Annotated in this window: 17 protein-coding genes; 1 reads left to right on the forward strand and 16 read right to left on the reverse strand. The window is 38.1% G+C overall.

From position 1 onward, the window contains the following. Positions 1 to 256: 256 nt before the first annotated feature. The 8 genes from prfB to flaG form a co-directional block, all read right to left on the reverse strand. Positions 257 to 1,367, reverse strand: a protein-coding gene (gene prfB, locus GX497_13130; GenBank protein ID HHY74137.1) for a peptide chain release factor 2 whose coding sequence is annotated in 2 segments (ribosomal slippage) — positions 257 to 1,294 and positions 1,296 to 1,367 — 1,110 coding nt in all. Because the reading frame shifts where the segments join, the coding sequence is not laid out codon by codon here. 44 nt (positions 1,368 to 1,411) lie between these two features. Further along, the gene (secA, locus tag GX497_13135; protein ID HHY74138.1) at positions 1,412 to 3,928 is read right to left on the reverse strand and encodes a preprotein translocase subunit SecA; all 2,517 of its coding nucleotides are present in this window, start codon (positions 3,926 to 3,928) and stop codon (positions 1,412 to 1,414) included. A gap of 172 nt (positions 3,929 to 4,100) precedes the next feature. Next, positions 4,101 to 4,493, reverse strand: a complete 393-nt coding sequence (locus GX497_13140) for a hypothetical protein (GenBank protein ID HHY74139.1) — start codon at positions 4,491 to 4,493, stop codon at positions 4,101 to 4,103. Positions 4,494 to 4,732: 239 nt separating this feature from the next. Next, positions 4,733 to 5,284 (reverse strand): ribosome-associated translation inhibitor RaiA, encoded by a 552-nt coding sequence (raiA, locus tag GX497_13145; protein ID HHY74140.1) that lies wholly within the window; start codon positions 5,282 to 5,284, stop codon positions 4,733 to 4,735. Between the two features lie 124 nt (positions 5,285 to 5,408). After that, the gene (locus GX497_13150; GenBank protein ID HHY74141.1) at positions 5,409 to 5,759 is read right to left on the reverse strand and encodes a hypothetical protein; all 351 of its coding nucleotides are present in this window, start codon (positions 5,757 to 5,759) and stop codon (positions 5,409 to 5,411) included. Beyond that, positions 5,759 to 6,160 (reverse strand): flagellar export chaperone FliS, encoded by a 402-nt coding sequence (fliS, locus tag GX497_13155; GenBank protein HHY74142.1) that lies wholly within the window; start codon positions 6,158 to 6,160, stop codon positions 5,759 to 5,761. The genes GX497_13150 and fliS overlap by 1 nt, the downstream gene beginning before the upstream one ends. 70 nt (positions 6,161 to 6,230) lie before the next feature. Beyond that, positions 6,231 to 8,120 carry a flagellar hook-associated protein 2 gene (locus GX497_13160; GenBank protein ID HHY74143.1) on the reverse strand — a complete coding sequence of 630 codons (1,890 nt, stop codon included), beginning with the start codon at positions 8,118 to 8,120 and terminating at the stop codon, positions 6,231 to 6,233. A 16-nt stretch (positions 8,121 to 8,136) separates the two neighbouring features. Then, positions 8,137 to 8,520: a flagellar protein FlaG gene (gene flaG / locus GX497_13165; protein ID HHY74144.1), complete on the reverse strand. Its 384-nt coding sequence runs from the start codon at positions 8,518 to 8,520 to the stop codon at positions 8,137 to 8,139. A 239-nt stretch (positions 8,521 to 8,759) separates the two neighbouring features. On the opposite strand from flaG, the gene GX497_13170 reads away from it, so the two are divergent. After that, positions 8,760 to 9,326 carry a Uma2 family endonuclease gene (locus GX497_13170; GenBank protein ID HHY74145.1) on the forward strand — a complete coding sequence of 189 codons (567 nt, stop codon included), beginning with the start codon at positions 8,760 to 8,762 and terminating at the stop codon, positions 9,324 to 9,326. A gap of 63 nt (positions 9,327 to 9,389) precedes the next feature. On the opposite strand, the gene pseC is transcribed toward GX497_13170, so the two are convergent. The 8 genes from pseC to GX497_13210 form a co-directional block, all read right to left on the reverse strand. Beyond that, positions 9,390 to 10,571, reverse strand: coding sequence for a UDP-4-amino-4,6-dideoxy-N-acetyl-beta-L-altrosamine transaminase (pseC, locus tag GX497_13175; protein ID HHY74146.1), 1,182 nt, complete (start codon positions 10,569 to 10,571; stop codon positions 9,390 to 9,392). Positions 10,572 to 10,660: 89 nt separating this feature from the next. After that, the gene (locus GX497_13180; GenBank protein HHY74147.1) at positions 10,661 to 11,602 is read right to left on the reverse strand and encodes an SDR family NAD(P)-dependent oxidoreductase; all 942 of its coding nucleotides are present in this window, start codon (positions 11,600 to 11,602) and stop codon (positions 10,661 to 10,663) included. Between the two features lie 238 nt (positions 11,603 to 11,840). Next, positions 11,841 to 12,890 carry a pseudaminic acid synthase gene (gene pseI, locus GX497_13185; GenBank protein ID HHY74148.1) on the reverse strand — a complete coding sequence of 350 codons (1,050 nt, stop codon included), beginning with the start codon at positions 12,888 to 12,890 and terminating at the stop codon, positions 11,841 to 11,843. A gap of 57 nt (positions 12,891 to 12,947) precedes the next feature. After that, positions 12,948 to 14,021, reverse strand: coding sequence for a UDP-2,4-diacetamido-2,4,6-trideoxy-beta-L-altropyranose hydrolase (gene pseG, locus GX497_13190; protein HHY74149.1), 1,074 nt, complete (start codon positions 14,019 to 14,021; stop codon positions 12,948 to 12,950). A 475-nt stretch (positions 14,022 to 14,496) separates the two neighbouring features. Further along, positions 14,497 to 15,222: an NTP transferase domain-containing protein gene (locus GX497_13195; protein HHY74150.1), complete on the reverse strand. Its 726-nt coding sequence runs from the start codon at positions 15,220 to 15,222 to the stop codon at positions 14,497 to 14,499. Next, positions 15,219 to 15,755: a UDP-4-amino-4,6-dideoxy-N-acetyl-beta-L-altrosamine N-acetyltransferase gene (gene pseH / locus GX497_13200; GenBank protein ID HHY74151.1), complete on the reverse strand. Its 537-nt coding sequence runs from the start codon at positions 15,753 to 15,755 to the stop codon at positions 15,219 to 15,221. The genes GX497_13195 and pseH overlap by 4 nt, the downstream gene beginning before the upstream one ends. Positions 15,756 to 15,772: 17 nt before the next feature. Next, on the reverse strand, positions 15,773 to 16,990 hold the full coding sequence (locus tag GX497_13205) for an acyl-CoA reductase (protein HHY74152.1): 1,218 nt from the start codon (positions 16,988 to 16,990) through the stop codon (positions 15,773 to 15,775). After that, on the reverse strand, positions 16,987 to 18,066 hold the full coding sequence (locus GX497_13210; GenBank protein HHY74153.1) for an acyl-protein synthetase: 1,080 nt from the start codon (positions 18,064 to 18,066) through the stop codon (positions 16,987 to 16,989). The genes GX497_13205 and GX497_13210 overlap by 4 nt, the downstream gene beginning before the upstream one ends.

The following is an 18,066-nucleotide window of genomic DNA, read 5'->3' on the forward strand; positions in this document are numbered from 1 at the left end:
TTTTTTGAGTAATAGTAAATGTTGTTAAGTGTACCAAATGTTTGTACACTACCCTATTATAAACAATTTTTTACACATGTAAAACCTTTCGACAAGAACATATGAATTATCTTGTACTATAATAGCGGAAATTGTGACAATTTTTTGAACAAATTGTTATAGGGTAGTAAATCGAACACTTTGGTCATCTACAGTGATTAGTATTTGCAAATTTTTTTACTATATCCTAGAAACTTGCATTTTTTTGTAACTACATTTAATTAAAAGTACTTAGTTTTGATCTTAAATAGGCATCAATAAATGGGTCAATTTCTCCATCCATTACGGACTGTGTATTCCCAATTTCGAAATTGGTTCGGTGGTCTTTTACCAACGAATAAGGATGGAAAACGTATGAACGAATTTGACTTCCCCAACCAATTTCTTTTTGTTCGCCGCGAATTTCGTTGAGCTCGGCTTGCTGCTCTTCGATTTTTTTCTGATAAAGCTTTGCCTTTAACATTTTCATCGCTTGTTCGCGGTTTTTAATTTGTGAACGTTCTGATTGGCATGTTACGACAATGCCGGTTGGTTGATGGGTAATCCGCACAGCAGAATCCGTTGTATTAATATGCTGCCCACCAGCACCAGTGGAACGGTACGTATCGATTTTTAAATCCGCATCACGAACTTCAATTTCAATTTCCTCATTAAATTCCGGCATAACTTCACAGGAGACAAACGACGTATGGCGACGGCCTGAAGAGTCAAATGGCGAAATCCGAACGAGACGGTGCACCCCTTTTTCAGCTTTTAAATATCCATAAGCATTATGGCCTTTAATTAATAGTGTAACACTTTTAATTCCCGCTTCATCACCAGCCAAATAGTCAAGCGTTTCAACTTTAAAGCCTTTTCTTTCAGCCCAGCGTGTGTACATACGTAAAAGCAATGAACCCCAATCCTGGGACTCGGTACCACCGGCACCAGGATGAAGCTCTAAAATGGCATTATTTTTGTCATATGGCTCACTGAGGAGAAGCTGAAGTTCAAATTGGCTTACATCCGCTGAAAGCGACTTGATTTCTTTCTCTAGTTCTTTTTGCAAGTCCTCATCATATTCTTCTTTTAGAAGTTCATGTGTAACCTCAAGGTTTTCAAAGCTTTCGTTTAATGCGGCAAACTCGCCGACAATATCTTTAAGGCCATTTGCTTCGTTGATAATTTGCTGAGCAGCCTGTTGGTCATCCCAGAAGCTTGGCATCGACATCATTTCATCTAGCTCAGCAATTCTTTTTTCCTTCTCCTCGAGGTCAAAGAGACCCCCTAAAGCCTACTAGAATTTTCGCTATTTTATCAAGTTCTTGTTTTATTTCCACTAATTCCATCGTTCTTTTTCACCTCAAAAGTTTATGTAAGGGGGTCTGACCCCCTATTGGTTACCATGGCAGTGTTTGAATTTCTTGCCGCTACCGCATGGGCATGGGTCGTTGCGGTTCGTTTCTTGGCGTTTGACGTACGGCTTTTTCTTTGTTTCCCCTTCACTGCTATCAGCTGGCTTGACTGCTTGGCCTTCGGCTACTTTTTGTCTTTGGAGATTGTTTCGAATTTGCGCCTTCATGATGTACTTTGCAACATCTTCTTCAATAGAAGCAATCATAGTTTCAAACATTGCAAAGCCTTCCAGTTGATATTCGCGCAATGGATCAATTTGACCGTATGCTCGTAAATGGATGCCTTGGCGCAGCTGATCCATTGCATCAATGTGATCCATCCACTTCGAGTCTACAGAACGCAATACGATAACCTTTTCAAATTCCCGCATTTGTTCTGGCGACAGCTCGGCTTCTTTTTCATCATAATCGCGTTTAACACGCTCAAAGATTATTTCTTCAACTTCTTCAGGCTCTTTCCCTTTAATGTCGGCTTCTGTTAAGTTGCCTTCATCTAATAGATGACCTTCTGCATAACTTACAATACCTTTGTAATCCCACTCCTCCGGTAAAGCATCCTTTGGCATGTGGACGTCAATACTACGAGCAATCGTTGAACGAATCATTCTTTCAACAACTTCACGGAGATTTTCGGCATCTAGTACTTCATAGCGCTGCTTGTATATGATATCACGCTGCTGGCGCAGTACATCATCATATTGCAGCAATGTTTTACGTGCATCAAAGTTATTCCCCTCAACACGCTTTTGTGCCGATTCTACTGCTTTTGTCACAAGCTTGCTTTCAATCGGCTGGCTATCATCCATACCAAGGCGATCCATCATCGCTCTCATATTATCAGAGCCAAAACGGCGCATTAATTCATCTTCCATTGATAAATAAAACTGAGTTATACCTGGGTCACCTTGACGGCCTGAACGTCCACGAAGCTGATTATCAATCCGCCTGCTTTCATGGCGTTCAGTTCCGATAACAGCTAAACCACCACTCTCTAACACACCTTCACCAAGCTTAATGTCTGTACCACGACCAGCCATGTTCGTAGCAATCGTAACCGCCCCAGGCTGACCAGCATTTTCAATAATTTCAGCTTCTCTTTCATGGTTCTTCGCATTTAAAACATGGTGACGAATTCCTTTTTTCTTCAACAATTGCGAAATTAATTCAGATGTATCAACATTTACTGTACCAACAAGCACAGGTTGACCTGTTTGATGACGGACAGCAATATCCTCAACAACCGCATTAAACTTGCCACCAATTGTTTTATAAATTAAATCTGGGCGGTCATCACGCGCAATCGGTTTATTCGTTGGAATCGCAATAACTTGCATATTGTAAATATTACGAAATTCCTCTTCTTCCGTTTTCGCCGTACCAGTCATCCCCGAAAGCTTTTCGTACATCCGGAAATAGTTCTGGAACGTTGTTGTTGCTAGTGTCATGCTTTCATTTTGAATCTTCAGGCCCTCTTTTGCTTCAATTGCTTGGTGCAAGCCTTCACTATAGCGGCGCCCTTTCATCAAACGACCGGTAAATTGATCGACAATAACAACTTCCTCATCTTGGACAACATAGTCCTCATCACGATGCATACTGGCATGTGCCTTCAATGCTTGGTCGATATGATGAACGAGCTGAACATTAGCTAAGTCAAATAAATTTTCAACTTTAAAGGCCTCTTCAGCTTTTTCCATCCCTTCCTCAGTAAGCTGTACACCCTTTGTTTTCACATCATACTTATAATCGACATCCTGCTTTAATGTCCTAACAAAAGTGTCAGCGGTAAGATAGAGTGATGCAGACTTTTTCGCTGTCCCGGAAATAATCAACGGCGTACGTGCTTCGTCAATTAAAATCGAGTCAACCTCGTCAATAATGGCATAGTGAAGCGGCCTTTGAACCATATGCTCTTTATAAAGCACCATATTATCGCGCAAATAATCAAAGCCGAATTCATTATTTGTACCATATGTAATATCAGCATTATATGCTGTTTGTTTCTCTTCTTGTGACAGGCTATTTAAATTAAGCCCTACCGTTAAGCCTAAAAACTCATGAAGCTTCCCCATTTCGGTAGCATCACGACGCGCCAAATATTCGTTAACAGTTACAATATGAACGCCTTTACCAGTCAATGCATTTAAGTATGCAGGCATCGTCGAAACAAGCGTTTTACCTTCCCCCGTTTTCATCTCGGAAATATTCCCTTCATGAAGAGAAATAGCTCCAATAATCTGCACCGGATAAGGACGCATCCCTAACACACGGACAGACGCTTCTCGCACTACTGCAAAAGCTTCTGGTAAAAGATCATCCAATGATTCGCCATTTTGATAACGAGCTTTAAATTCTTCCGTTTTTGCGCGAAGTTCGTCATCTGACAGCTTTTGAACATCTGGCTCAAGTGATTCAATGTGATCAGCAATTTTTTGATATCGGTTTAAATAGCGTTGATTTACATCCCCAAAAACTTTCTTTAAGATTCCTAGCATGTTTTACGCTCCCTCAAGAATAATAGAGTCCTACCCTTTATATTAACATTTTATTAAAAAGTATTACAACCGGTGGGTATTACGGAAAAACAATTGATTCTGTTGACATGAAAATAATATTTTCACAAAAAAAATAAGCCAAGAACAAGTTGAATAAGTTCCTGACCTTCTTTTATGCCTGTAATTGTTTTTCCAGCTTTGCAATTTTACGTTCATTAAGTAGTATTTTTTCATGTGCTAATTCAATATCGGACTGTTGTATAGAAACGATTCCAGCAAGACTTGTCAACCTTCGATCAAATTTTATTTGATTATTTTTTATTTCTTTAACCTCGGAATCAAGAACTTTTACTGAATCGGCTAATTGGTGAAGCAATTCTTCATGTTTGTCTAACCTAGTATTAACCTCATCTCTAAATTCAAGCATCTCTTGCTTGAATTCAAGCATTTCTTGTTTGAACTCTGTCATTTCTTGTTTGAATTCTGTCATTTCTTGTTTGAATTCGACAAACTCATTTCTAAAGTCTTGCAAAAACTCCATGATTTGCTTTGTTTCTTCGCCCACATTTCTCACCACCATTCGTATTATAGTTTTACCATATACCGCCGAAAATGTCACTTAAAAGTCTACTCCCATTCTTGGCTCGATTTTCTTATACTCATATGCCATTTCTATTATTTTTCTATCGATGTATATTGTCATTATAGCACGAAACAACCCAAAACACAAACATCCGTTCCTGTTATTCTTATTTAAAAGACGCAGCCAATATTGACTGCGTCCTCAGATAACGGTTTTAAACATTATTGAGCTTCAATTAAACCGTATTTGCCATCATTGCGACGGTAAACAACGTTTGTGCTGTTTGTTTCAGCATTAACAAATACAAAGAAATTATGACCTAACATGTTCATTTGCAGAATAGCTTCTTCTGAATCCATTGGTTTTAGGTCAAAGCGCTTGTTACGAACAACTTCAAAATCTTCGTCATTGTGATCGTCATATACACCACCATTTACATTCTCTACAAAACCGTATCTTGGTGACTCTTCAGATTGGCGGAGCTTGCGGTTTACTTTTGTTTTATGCTTGCGAATTTGACGCTCTAGCTTGTTCACAACAAGGTCAACTGCCGCATACATATCAACATGACTTTCCTCTGCACGAAGCAAAAGATTTGTCATTGGAATTGTAACTTCAATTTTCTGCTCGCTATTATATACACTTAAATTAACGTTAACATCAGACGTTGGTGTTTGCTCAAAATACTTCTCTAGCTTGCCAATCTTTTTCTCCACATATTCTCTAATTGCTGGAGTAACTGTGATGTTTTCGCCTCGAACGTTGTATTTCATAGTGGATACCCCTCCTTGATTTGTGCTATGTTATTATATTTCTATTTTACCCTATCTAATTCCTGCTGAAACAGTAAAAATTTCAAACTTCTTGGAGAAATGTGTAAGTTTTGTGACACGTTACTTACTTTTTTTTATCTAAAAACATCCCATCAATCGAAACATTTTCATAAGGTTCAGCATACTCGTTATTCTTTTTCTTTTTTAATTGTAGTACTTGCAAATCTTTTTTTATCATATTCTGTTGTTCAAGCATAATACCATATATATTTTTTTCTAAATTCACTAATTGCTGCTTTACATTTTCATCCAGCTTATTTGATAAGTCAGGTAGTGACTTCAAAATTTGTTCCCGTTCTCCTAATAAATCATGAATAGATTGAATATAATCTTCACGGCCCTCATTTGGCAACCCTGCTTCGAGAATACTTGCTAATTGGTTCGTTTTTTGAATAAATTTCACTAGTTGTTCCACTAAGCTTGTCCACTCCCAGCATATTGCTGTTTTCTAGTGATTTGGATAACTTCTTTCCAAGCATCACGAAATTCAGTAATATATCCTTCCACTTCATCTAATATTTCAACGCTATTGTCAGTGTTTGCTTCAATTAACCTTCTGTACATATAGTCGTACATTTGCATCATATTTTTAGATACTTCCACATCCATATTTAAGGTAACCATTAGTTCATTAATAACACTTTGGGCTTTTAGAAGATTTTCATGGCGTTGTTCAATGTTTCCTTGTTTAATAGCTGCTTTACCTTGTTTAATAAATTTTAGACAGCCATTATAGAGCATCAATGTCAATTCTCCAGGCGAAGCCGTATTCACTGAGTTTTGCTTATATTGTTGGTATGGTTGATTCATAGACATATGCTACTCTCCCTTATTATTAAAATATGCAATTCTAAGCTGTAGTAAAAACTAAGGTGCCGAGTTCACTTTATTTACTGTACATACTAGATAATTGTGCCATTAGCTGATTTGATTGGTCATTCATTCTTTGCATCGCTTTTTCCATGGAATTGAATTGATTCCAATAGCGCTTTTCCATTTGCTTTAGTCGTTCTTCCCAGTTCGTCATATCGGCTTTAATTCTAAGCAAATCTTTTCCCATCGAATAACCGTGTTCTGTTTTATACGAATTTCCTGCTTTTTCTTCAACTTTCCTCATTGTATTATCGATTGATTCACGAAGACGGCGGGCTAGACCTAGTTCACCATATCTCGATGAATCAGACTTTGATTTTGGGCTGTCTGCCATAAATAATTGATAAACAGCTTCAGGATTATCTTCAATTGCTGCTCGCAATTTATTTTCATCAATTTCTAGCTTACCTCGTTCTAAATAATCCTTCGATGTTTTTATACCAATTTCAGAGAGTTGATTATAATCATTGTGTGTACGTGAGTCTGGTGTTGATTTAACCTCAGTATATAAATCTATGCGCATCGTCGATAATCCACTTGTTAACATGGAATCACGGCGAAGCAAACCGCTTTTCGCTTTTTCTTCCCACTGTTCAATTTCTTTATCCTTCATTCCAGCTTTTTGTTCGTCTGACAGTGGTGTGAAGGTGCGAAAACGCTCTTCCGTAAGCTTTCCGTTTATTTTTTCAATCATTTCATTATACTTGTTAACGAAGTCTTTAATTGTTTGCACGATGGCATCGGTGTCGGTGCTTGTATTGATTGTTGTATATTCTCCATCCGCCATATCCTTTTTTAATGTAAAAGTAACACCGTTCATTGTGAATGTGTTCGACTTGCGGGATGTTTCCAAACCATTAATTGTAAACGTGTTATCTGTTCCACCTGTTTCAGTACCAACTTTTAAGACATCTGTAAATAAGGTAGCATCCCCATCTCGACTAACAATCTTTCCATCTGCATCTCTGTTAATATTGAGAAATGACATTTCTACGCCATTTTCATTAAAATTACCTGTTTGTTTTCTGGATATTGAAACTTTATCAGAGCCTTCATCATAAAACGCACTTACCCCAGCACTTGAAGCGTTGATTGTATCAAACATTTGATTCAAGCTTTTTGCACCATCTATTTTAAAATCGGTGTATTGGGCTTCCCCTTTATCATTATATGTTTTGATAGAAAACTCGAGGTAACTTTGTTTAAAGCTGACACTAAAAGTTTGGTCAGCATCTAGCATCCTTCCAAACGTCATTTTTCCAGTATTAGTATCTATATAAACTTCATTTGCACCTAATGTATCTATATCAAAATTTTCTTCGGTTATAACACTAAATTGAGTATCAATTCCTTCAACTTTAACCGTAATTGCAGATGGCAAATCCGAGATAGCACCTTTTGATAATTGGAATTCTTTTGCGCCACCTTCACCGACACCGAAATTATCTTTTGTAGCAAATTTATCTTGTTTCCACTCAAATCCTGTATTAACTTTATCTTTCTGTGACCACAAACTTTTCGTTGGATCTAACTTACCGTTACCAGCATCACTAATTGCATCAGTGCTCACCCGTCTAGCAGCGGTAGCCAACTTCACATTTTCGATCTTATAAGCTATATTCCCAGCTTCAGCATTTGCCGTCGCTGTCACATATTGGTCGTTTGACGTCGTTGCTTTTCTTTTCAGCATATTGGATTGACGCCAAATCCCATCAAAAATAAATTCGTCAAATTCCTTCATCAATTTATTCATGTCACGATAACTATCGCGTTGCCATTCAAGTACTTGCTTTTTTTGCATTAAGCGGTCTAAGGGCAACCTTTGCGCTCTCATCATTGACTCTACTATAGATTGGGTATCCATTCCACTTGCTAACCCACTAAAACGAATGCCATCTACCATTTAACTCCATCTCCCTCTATAACTTTTTGTCGATAAATAAACCTAAGTATTCTGTCATTTTTGCATACATGTCTAGCAATTCTTTTGAAGGAATTTCACGAATTACTTTTTTAGTTTCCTGGTCAACAACCTCAACATAATATCGATCCAATTCTTCATGTACTTTAAAATTCAACGACGTAAATGTTGGCTTTAAAAATTCGTTCAAGCCGTTTACAACATTTTTTAAATCCTCTTTTGTTAGTTCCTGCTGTAGCTTTTCTTTTTCTTGTCTCTCTTGATTTATTTTTTGTAATTCTTGTTGCTCATTAACATTTAGTTCTAGTGTTTTTTTTGTTTCAAGCTCCTGCTTGGGGCTTGATTGTAATTGCATTTGTGAACTACTACCGTCAATTTTCATATCAAACAACTCCCCATCATATTCCTATGCTTTATATCGGTTAATAAAAAAAATTTTACATTAGAAAAACACGCAATTTGCCAAAATAGCAAATTGCGATGTATTTTCTTATACTGATATCCTATAAAAAGTTATATATCAGTATAAAAAATGGAAGTTTGATTTAGGAGGCGATAATGAATGGAAGTTTTTTTGAGATATTGTATACTTAGTATTAGGAAACAATGGAGGTGTGTACAATGTCAAATAAAAAAACGAAAGTAAACGAGGAGCTAGATCCATATGATTATCAAGAAGAACGCTATGAATTGATTGAAGGAATCCGCTATGATATACAAGCAGCACCAATGATTAGGCACCAGCAATTAGTCACTTATTTTTGGAGATGTTTTGAAGATTTGTGTGCGCCTGAGGGACTAGTGCTTACCTCGCCGATTGATGTCAAATTTGATGAGGATAATGAATTCCAGCCTGATGTCGTTTACATAATGAACGAAAATCTTCATATTGTCACCGAAAAAAAGATTATTGGCACCCCTGACATCATCATTGAAATCCTATCACCAAGTACAAGCTACAATGACAAAATCCGCAAAAAAAGAGTGTACGAACGGTTTGGTGTAAAAGAATATTGGATTGTTGACCCCGTTCATTTGTATGTTGACCAATTTGTTCTTACCAACAAAAAATACTTCCTTGCGAACACCTACGGTTCTAAAGATGTTATCCGCTCAGAATTACTTTCCTGTATAAAAATCGACCTTGAAAGCATTTTTAGCAAATTATTAGTATTTGACAAGGATTAAGGCTGGAAGGGAGGGACACGGTGACAGGACAAGTCCGTTGTCCCGCCCTATCATTTTGTCCTATTACTTCGTATAATACCGAACTACCTTCGATATAGCCTCAACAACAGACATAACATCTTCTTCTGTCATTTTTGGAAACAATGGAATCGTTAACGCAGTTTCATACCATTTCTCTGCAATTGGGCACAATCCTTTTTCGTAACCTAGTCTTTGGTAGTATGGATGGAAATAAACAGGCAAATAGTGAACATGTACACCGATATTTTCAGCACGCAATGCCTCAAAAATTTCCCTTCTGCTTACTTGAAGTTTTTCTAACTCAAGACATAACATATACAAATGCCAACTAGAGTTTGTTCCTTCTAATTGAGTAGGAATTTTTACACCATTTAAGTTTGTAAACTCCTGATTGTAAATTCCCGCTATTTCCCTTCTTCTTTCTACAAACTCATCTAGCTTTCGCAATTGCGATATACCTAATGCTGCTTGTAAGTCAGTCATTCGATAGTTATAACCTAAATCAACCATTTCATAATACCAAGGACCTTCGTCCTTTGATAAATTATAATTGCGAATGCCATGGGAACGGAATAATCGAAGTTTTTCTGCATAGTCTTCTGAATTTGTAGCAATTATTCCACCCTCACCTGTTGTAATATGCTTAACAGGGTGGAAGCTGAACATCGTCATGTCTGCCTTTGTTCCTACTTTATAACCTTTATAGGTAGCACCTAAAGAATGGGCGGCATCTTCAATGATTACTAGATTATGTTCCTTTGCAATTTCACATATCGTATCTAAATCAACAGGCTGCCCAGTAAAGTCCACAGGAATAATCGCCTTTGTATTTGGTGTAATCGCGTCCTTAATTTTTTCAGGAGATATAGTATAGGTTTCTTCATCAATATCAACAAAAACCGGCTTTCCCCCGCAATAAAGAACACAGTTGCTGCTTGCCGCAAACGTAATCGGTGTTGTAATTACCTCATCCCCTTGGCTAATTCCTGCTGCAAAACAAGCTCCATGCAGGGCAGCCGTGCCATTAGCAAAAGCAACAGCATATTTTGCACCAACATAATCTGCCACCGCTTGTTCAAATTCTACGATTTTAGGTCCTTGGGTAATAAACGGACTTTTTAATGTTTCCAAGACTACTTGAATGTCCTCTTCATCAATCCATTGCTGTCCATAAGAAAGATACGTATCGCGGACTGGCTTTCCGCCATAGATTGCAAGTGTCATCGCCATTTCCCCCTTATTAAACAAAACTTTACGATAAAAATTGGCGGTCTCGATGCCTTTTTAGTAGTTGGAGAGGAAAAAACCACCTCTTACATTAGGTGGCTCGTTTTAATCCATTCCTCTGTTCTTCTAATTCCTTCTTCTAAACTAACCTTCGGTTCCCAGTCTAACAATTCTTTAGCCTTATTATAATTACATAATAATTTTTGGATTTCACTTTGCGGGTGAATATGCTCAATATGTTCAATTCTTGACGAATCATTTACAATTAACATTGCTAGGTCGTTCACAGAAATATCCCTTCCCAATCCAGCATTGACAATTTCACCATTTACTTGATTAGAATATCCAGCTTGAACAACAAAATCAGCACAATCATCCACATAGAGCAAATCCCTTGTTTGCGTACCTTCCCCATAAATATTCAAAGTTTCACCGGCAAGCTTTTTCTTAATAAAAATGGCAACAACGCCACCTTCTCCACCCGTTTTTTGGAACGGTCCATATGTATTAAAAGGACGAATTACAACCGTTGGCAACCCATAAGCATGATAATATGATAACACCATATTTTCAGCGGCAATTTTTGCTCCAGCATAGGGTGATGCTGGTTTAATTGGATGAGTTTCTGTAATTCCGTGTTCATCCATGCAGCGGTCATAAACCATACATGTACTCATGAACACCACTTTTGTTTGATGCTTGCGACATTGTTCCATAATGTAAAAAGTACCAACTGTGTCATTATTAAAGGTTGTCCGTGGATCATCAATTGAATCTTGGACATTTATAGAAGCACCAAGATGATAGCAAATATCAAACGAGTTTTCTGTAAAAAGCTGCTCTAAAAGCTGTTCATTTTTAATATCACCAATAATGAAAGACTCTAACTTATCTTTAAATTCTTCAATATTTTCTTCCCTGCCATTGGATAAATCATCTAAAATCCAAACTTTATGGCCATCAGCAAGCAATCTTTTAGCGACTGCCCGCCCAATAAAGCCCGCTCCACCTGTAAGTAAAATTTTCATTCCATCCTCTCCTTCTCGCTGGGACATGGAGACAGGTTCGAAACCACTGAAAAAATCGAGCCATTTCAAACTTATTGTCCTAGAATCACTTTTATTGTCTAATAAGAGTCATTTATTGTCGAGATTAGGCAACTTATTGTCCGCCCAAGGCCATATATTGTCCGATTGCCATATATTTGAAATATATTTGCATTATGAAAGCTACTTTTTCAGTAATATTAACCTGTCCCCGTGTTCCTTATAGTAATTCCCATGATAATGGGGTACCTTTTTTAATGTTTACTTTCGCTGTTTTACCAAGCACATTTTTTAAATGTTTCGGCGCTAGACCAAAGCCTGGTCGAATGGCTTTTATATTTTCTTTCGTTAAAACTTCACCTGCACGAATATCTTCAGTAACATATAATGAGCGCCGGTCCTTTAGTGATGCTTGTTCAGCTTTTGTTGGACCATAGCTAATTTCCCCTAGGCTTTTCCATGCTTTTTCCGTTTCCGTAACCAATGCCTTCATTTCATCAGGCTCCATTGAAAAAGCTGAGTCTGTCCCACCTTCTGCTCTTGAAGTGGTAAAATGCTTTTCAATCACCGTTGCCCCTAAAGCGACACTGGCAACGCCGATTCCAATTCCCATCGTGTGATCTGACAAGCCAACTTCACATTGGAACAGCTCACGCAGATGTGGAATTGTTAGTAGATTCGAATTTTCCGCTGATGCTGGATATGTACTCGTACATTTTAAAAGAATAATATCTTTACAGCCTGCTTTTCTAGCTGCCTGCACAGATTCATCCAACTCGGCTACAGTTGCCATTCCAGTTGAGATAATGAGGGGTTTTCCTGTTGAAGCTACTTTCTCAATAAGGGGAATATCCGTATTTTCAAAAGAAGCAATCTTGTAACAAGGTACATTTAATTTTTCTAAAAAATCAACCGCTGTTTCATCAAAAGGAGAACTGAAGGCAACTAAACCTAATTCACGGCACCGTTTAAAAATCGGTTCATGCCACTCCCACGGAGTATAGGCCTCCTTGTATAGATTATAAAGCGATTGGCCTTTCCATAAGCTGTCTTCGTTATCAATAAAAAACTCACCTTCATTTATATCTAATGTCATCGTATCAGCTGTATATGTTTGTAGTTTCAGTGCATCAACACCAGCCTTGGCAGCAGCCTCCACAATTTGTAATGCCTTTTCCAATGATTGGTTATGGTTGCCAGACATTTCAGCTATTATAAAAGGTTTATAACCTCTTCCAATTTGTCGATCACCAATTTTCAACTTTATCACCTCGTTTTTCGAACAGAGGGACAGTTTCGTTGTCCCATTCTCCGATTCCCCATGAACTTATTGGGACAACGAACTTATCTCCGTGTCCCAGATTGCTTCAACAACTGGATGTATTTTGAATTTTATATCAGCTTGCAAAAGGGTCCTAGCCTTTTTGGACATTTCCTTAAGGTCTTCAGGATTTTCAATAGTACTATTTATTATATCGACAAGATCCGATACTTTTACATTTTCATGCCAACCTAAATTCCAAACCGCCCCGAATTCAGCTGCTGCTTCTGTTGATGCCATTTGATTTTCGGCAACAACCGTTACAATTGAAGGTAATCCAAGGGTCATTCGTTCCCACATCGTTACTCCACCCGCACCTAACGCTAAATCCGCTTTTTTCATCAATTGGGCAAGATAGTCAATTTGCACATAAAAATGAATTCCCCTATCCTGACATCTTTTTTCAATAATTTTTCTATTAGCGTTAGAGCAGCCGACAACAACATGGATAGTAAGTTCAGACAAATCGATATATTCCAACGCATCCAAAACCTTCATTGTTTCATTTGTTGGGTCAGATCCACCATAAAAAACTAAAACATCTTGAATCGATTTATTCTTTTTAACGACGACAGTATTTTCTTCATAAAATTCAGGACGGAGCAATAGATATTGGAGTCCAAGTAGCTTTTTACATCTAGCCGGAACTAAATCATCGTACCTGTTTTCGAAATCCTTAAAATAGTTTTGATCAAGAAGAACATCGCAATCATGCTTTCGATTGGCTAAATCATCAATGACCATGATCTTCGGTATAGATTCGCGAACGATTTGCTCCCATTGTTCATTGATTTGGTAATGATCGACGATAATAAGGTCAACCTTTAATCCATTCCACTCTATTAAACGCAAAGTTTCCTCGGCATCTTTTTTTTGTTCAAACGTCTGTTTACTATTTGTACTTCGTAAGCATTCGTACCCTTTTGCTTTAACAAAATCACATAGATGCCCCTCAAGTTCACGACAAATAAAATAAACCGTTGCTCCCTCTGTCCGCAACATATCGGCCAATGTCAAACAGCGCATAATATGACCAGAACCAATCTTAGTTGAGGCATCGGAACGGATTAAAATATGCATAAATTCACCCAATTTCAAAATTAACATATAAAATAGATATTCTCATAAAGAAGCAGAACAACAGTTTGCATCAGTCTGGTTAAAGTGCGAAAACATGATAAAATATAGTAGCAACTACATAAGCAAGGCGGCGGCTGAACTCCCTGGAAGGGGGTGAGGCACATGACGACATATGAAGCATTTAGTTTAATAGCGCAATTTAGCCTAGTGCTGATGGCAGCTTTTACACTTATTCTAACAATTGTCGTCTATATAATAAAAAAGAAATAGCCACCCTGCCGCCAAGTAAGGTGTGCTATTTCAAATAGTAATCTAAACTGGCCAGCCGCTTTCGATGCGGCATGTAGTTGCATCGACTGAGTGTTCCCGCACTCAGTCATTTTTTAACTTAAACCTTTTCTACATACATTATACACTTATAGTTCAAGGTTTAGCAATAATACTAACTCATTGACCATACATATTGTGGCCTCAATTAAACAACCGGCTTTTGCTCAATATGGGCATTTAGCTTGGCAACTTTCGGACGTTCTACTAAAAAATTCACAACCGTTTGGGACGAAACAAGCTTATCCCCTTGAAAATGATTAGCAACAGCTTGACAAAGTTGATAATCTTCTTCCGTGTCTAATGTAATCCGCAGTTCAGGATGTTGCTTCTCAACTGGCACTGTTACTGTAGTTACCTGAAATAGCTGCAGATACTCATAAGCATAATACGTAACATGCTCCCGATGGCGCGATTCATGACCACTATTGTAGATGTATTCTAAGGATGAAAACGAAACCATTTCAACCGCTAGTCCCCGTGGCAGATTTCCGTTAAGCAGCATGATATCTGCTGGATTCTTTTCCATTTCAGCAATAACGTCGTTCGCTAGCTCGTAATCAACAAATGGGCAATCGGCCGTTACTCGTATGACGTAGTCAGGCTGAATCTGCACTGCACACTCATAATACCGTGCCAACACGTCTTCCTCTGAACCACGGAAGCAATCAACATTATTTTTCAAACACCATTGTTCAACTGCATCATCTTGCGGTAGCGTTGACGTAGCAACAATGACTTTATCAACATTTTTAACTTGCTTGCACCTTGAAACAACATAATCAAGCACGACGCTGTCACCAAGAGGCTTTAATATTTTTCCAGGTAGCCGTGTGGATCCCATGCGTGCTTGAATAATAATGATTGTTTTCATTCCTCAAACACCCCTACATACTTTCTAAACTTCCCTTTTTGCTTCTCCCAATCTTCGGCAAGCATTTCATAAATATAAACATCATGAAACTGACCATTTTTGAATACATGATTTTTATAAAAGCCTACCTCACGGCTGCCATGCATTTGATGTATTTTTCGGACATTAAGATTCTCGGCCATTACTTCGCCAATCAACTTGTGTAAATTAAATTTTTCAAAGGCATAGTTATATAAATAAGGCCCAATCATCGCGCCTACCATCGCATAATTCAAATCACCGATATAATATGCCCAAGTAGCCCGATGGTTAATTTCATCAATATCATTAAGAGAAACAAGCCCCATTGGCTGTTCCTTAGAATAAATTACCCAGTACATGCAAGTTGAATCATTTGAAATTCGCTTAAACCATTGGTATTGATTTTCCAAGTTGTACTCGATATCTGTAAACATATAGCGTGTTACATGCTCGCTTGTCCGCCACTGTAAAACAAGTTCAAGATGATCTTCTTTCAACGTAACAAAATGCATAAAAGCCCTCTTTTCTGCTACCGCAAATCAATTTCTCTCGTAAAATATGTTAAAAGATGATAGCCATCCCATATTTCGTGAAAATCTAATGCTTGACCAACAGGAACAATTCGATCAATTCCCCGCCCTTGGAGTGTCATAACGAATTCTACCAACTCCTTTTTCGTAAAACCATAATAAGATAATGTTTGGTCTTTCTCATTAAAAACAGGTGCTAACTCAGCTAAACTTGAAAAAACCATCTCCAAGAAAATTCCACCGCCACAATGTACTTCACGAATATTTTTATTCAGAGTACTCATTTCCACTCGCAATGAAGAAGTGTTATCTGCAATTGAAACAGCAGTCGATTCCGCTTGTGCTCCGTAGTAAAAAGCTGTTGATAATCTTGTCATATGTAGCGCCGCAGAAATAGAATGCTTTTCTTGTTCAAGTTTTTTCTGAAGACCTTGCCAAAAGCGCGCTTCGGCTTTCGTAATTTGTTCCGTTTCACCAATCCAAGCAATCATGCGCGGGGATGAGCAGGCCATTTGCTGGAACCAAAATGCATCATTATAAAAATGATGAAGAAGCTGTTCAAAATCTTCATCACTTGCACGTAAGACGTGTTGTGCCGACAATACAACAGAAGAAAACCGATCGGCAAAAACAAGTTCTGTTGCGATTGGTTTTAGCGGTATCGCCCGAATCGCTTGAATTGTCGCATCACCACCCCAAATGACGCGGACATGACATTTGTTCGAAAACAATTTAGTTACTTGTTCATCATGCGGATACGACACAATCATATTTCGTCTTCTTAACTCTAGATACTCTTCCTTAGCAAGCGTCTTTTCGATAAGCCCCAGAAGGATTCCTAACTGCTCATCCTGCCTCGTTGACAAGCGAATAATATTCGAATTACCAGCAAGGAGCGAAAGCACCCAAGAATAAAGAAAAATTGAATCAACATTTGATGGCGCAATATGAAAGACAACCCCACGAGGAAGAATTAGCCTGCCCCCAAAGCGGTTATTAAAATCTTGCTGTAGCTCGTGAATATGCCCCTGCCGCAACCAAAATCCCGTCGCTATTAACTCAGGATATTGGCGCATTTTTTTATTCGTCAAAATTTGCTTTGAAAGATCAGCTAAAAAATCACTCGCAGTTTCATTGAACAATCCTAAAAAAGGTAGCTTCACTAGTTCTTCAAAATGACCCTGCCAATTCTCAACATTCGGAATTAAACACTTCACTTCTTCACCGCCTCAAAAGCATGTGTATCACTACAACCTCTTAATTCAGCCTTTGGTAGCCTGCCTTCAATGGCGAAATATTTCCCCATACGGTTACAGAGACAATCATCCTCACCTAAAATCGTCCCGAGATCTTCCGTTAGGAGGCTATGGCCCGGATAGCTTTTCGGTAAAATACTTAATACTTGCACGAGTCCTTTTTCTTGAAAGGGCAATAGCTTTAAGGAATGAGGGTCACGAATCAAAACATCTGCATAATCAGGAGCATGAAAATGCCCATATTCACATTCCATAAAAATTGATCCGACTTGCTCAACCATTCCGTAATAATTATGGACATGTTGAATCTGAAATTGCTCCAGCATCGCTTTGTTAAAATCCTTCGTACTGACCGCTTCATCCTGAAGCTTCTTCCAGCCACCGCCATGAATTAAAATTCCGTCGTTGAAATTAAGCTTCACCCCTTTTGCTTTACATGCTTGATAAAAATAACGCCACACCATGAACGTAAACCCAAACGTTAAAATTTTTTCACCTTGATGCTTGGCAAGAAAACTTTCCAAGCCTTGGAAATCTATGTTCATTTGCTCATCAAGCACATAAAAATGATCCCTGCCAAAATTCGAAAAACCGATAATCCCCGCTCCTCGTGCACTAAAAGCCTTGCGGTCTTTTAAAATATTTTTTGAATCAATTATCATCATCGGCAGTCTTTTTTTGCCTATGAATGAGGTAACAATTGCTGCCAACGCCTTTGATTGTAGCATCGCTGTTTCCCTATCAACAAAAATTTTCGAAACTTGCTGTGATGTCGTTCCGCTTGATGTAAGTGTTTTAAAAATCTCTTCCCTTGGAACGGAATACAGCTCCAGCATTTTAAATAATTGCACAGGCAAATACGGTATTTCCACAAGACTTGCAGGAATTTCGGCAAAAGGAAATGTCCGTAAAATATTTTGATATGACTCACAATGCCCATTATGAAAAAGGGTCAATTCAGTTAATTTACGTAACAAAAAGGCTTGTTTTTCTTCCTTCCTTAATTGAAAAGGTTGTTGAAATGAAAGCTCGCTCAT

It is taken from the genome of Bacillus sp. (in: firmicutes) (assembly GCA_012842745.1).
Classification (GTDB): domain Bacteria; phylum Bacillota; class Bacilli; order Bacillales; family Bacillaceae_J; genus Schinkia.

Excerpts from the sequence above, each read along its gene's own strand:
- secA (HHY74138.1), bottom strand. The coding sequence starts at position 3,928 with ATGCTAGGAATCTTAAAGAAAGTTTTTGGGGATGTAAATCAACGCTAT.
- raiA (HHY74140.1), bottom strand. The coding sequence starts at position 5,284 with ATGAAATACAACGTTCGAGGCGAAAACATCACAGTTACTCCAGCAATT.
- fliS (HHY74142.1), bottom strand. The coding sequence starts at position 6,160 with ATGTCTATGAATCAACCATACCAACAATATAAGCAAAACTCAGTGAAT.
- GX497_13160 (HHY74143.1), bottom strand. The coding sequence starts at position 8,120 with ATGGTAGATGGCATTCGTTTTAGTGGGTTAGCAAGTGGAATGGATACC.
- flaG (HHY74144.1), bottom strand. The coding sequence starts at position 8,520 with ATGAAAATTGACGGTAGTAGTTCACAAATGCAATTACAATCAAGCCCC.
- GX497_13170 (HHY74145.1), top strand. The coding sequence starts at position 8,760 with ATGTCAAATAAAAAAACGAAAGTAAACGAGGAGCTAGATCCATATGAT.
- pseC (HHY74146.1), bottom strand. The coding sequence starts at position 10,571 with ATGACACTTGCAATCTATGGCGGAAAGCCAGTCCGCGATACGTATCTT.
- GX497_13180 (HHY74147.1), bottom strand. The coding sequence starts at position 11,602 with ATGAAAATTTTACTTACAGGTGGAGCGGGCTTTATTGGGCGGGCAGTC.
- pseG (HHY74149.1), bottom strand. The coding sequence starts at position 14,021 with ATGCATATTTTAATCCGTTCCGATGCCTCAACTAAGATTGGTTCTGGT.
- GX497_13195 (HHY74150.1), bottom strand. The coding sequence starts at position 15,222 with ATGAAAACAATCATTATTATTCAAGCACGCATGGGATCCACACGGCTA.
- pseH (HHY74151.1), bottom strand. The coding sequence starts at position 15,755 with ATGCATTTTGTTACGTTGAAAGAAGATCATCTTGAACTTGTTTTACAG.
- GX497_13210 (HHY74153.1), bottom strand. The coding sequence starts at position 18,066 with ATGAGCGAGCTTTCATTTCAACAACCTTTTCAATTAAGGAAGGAAGAA.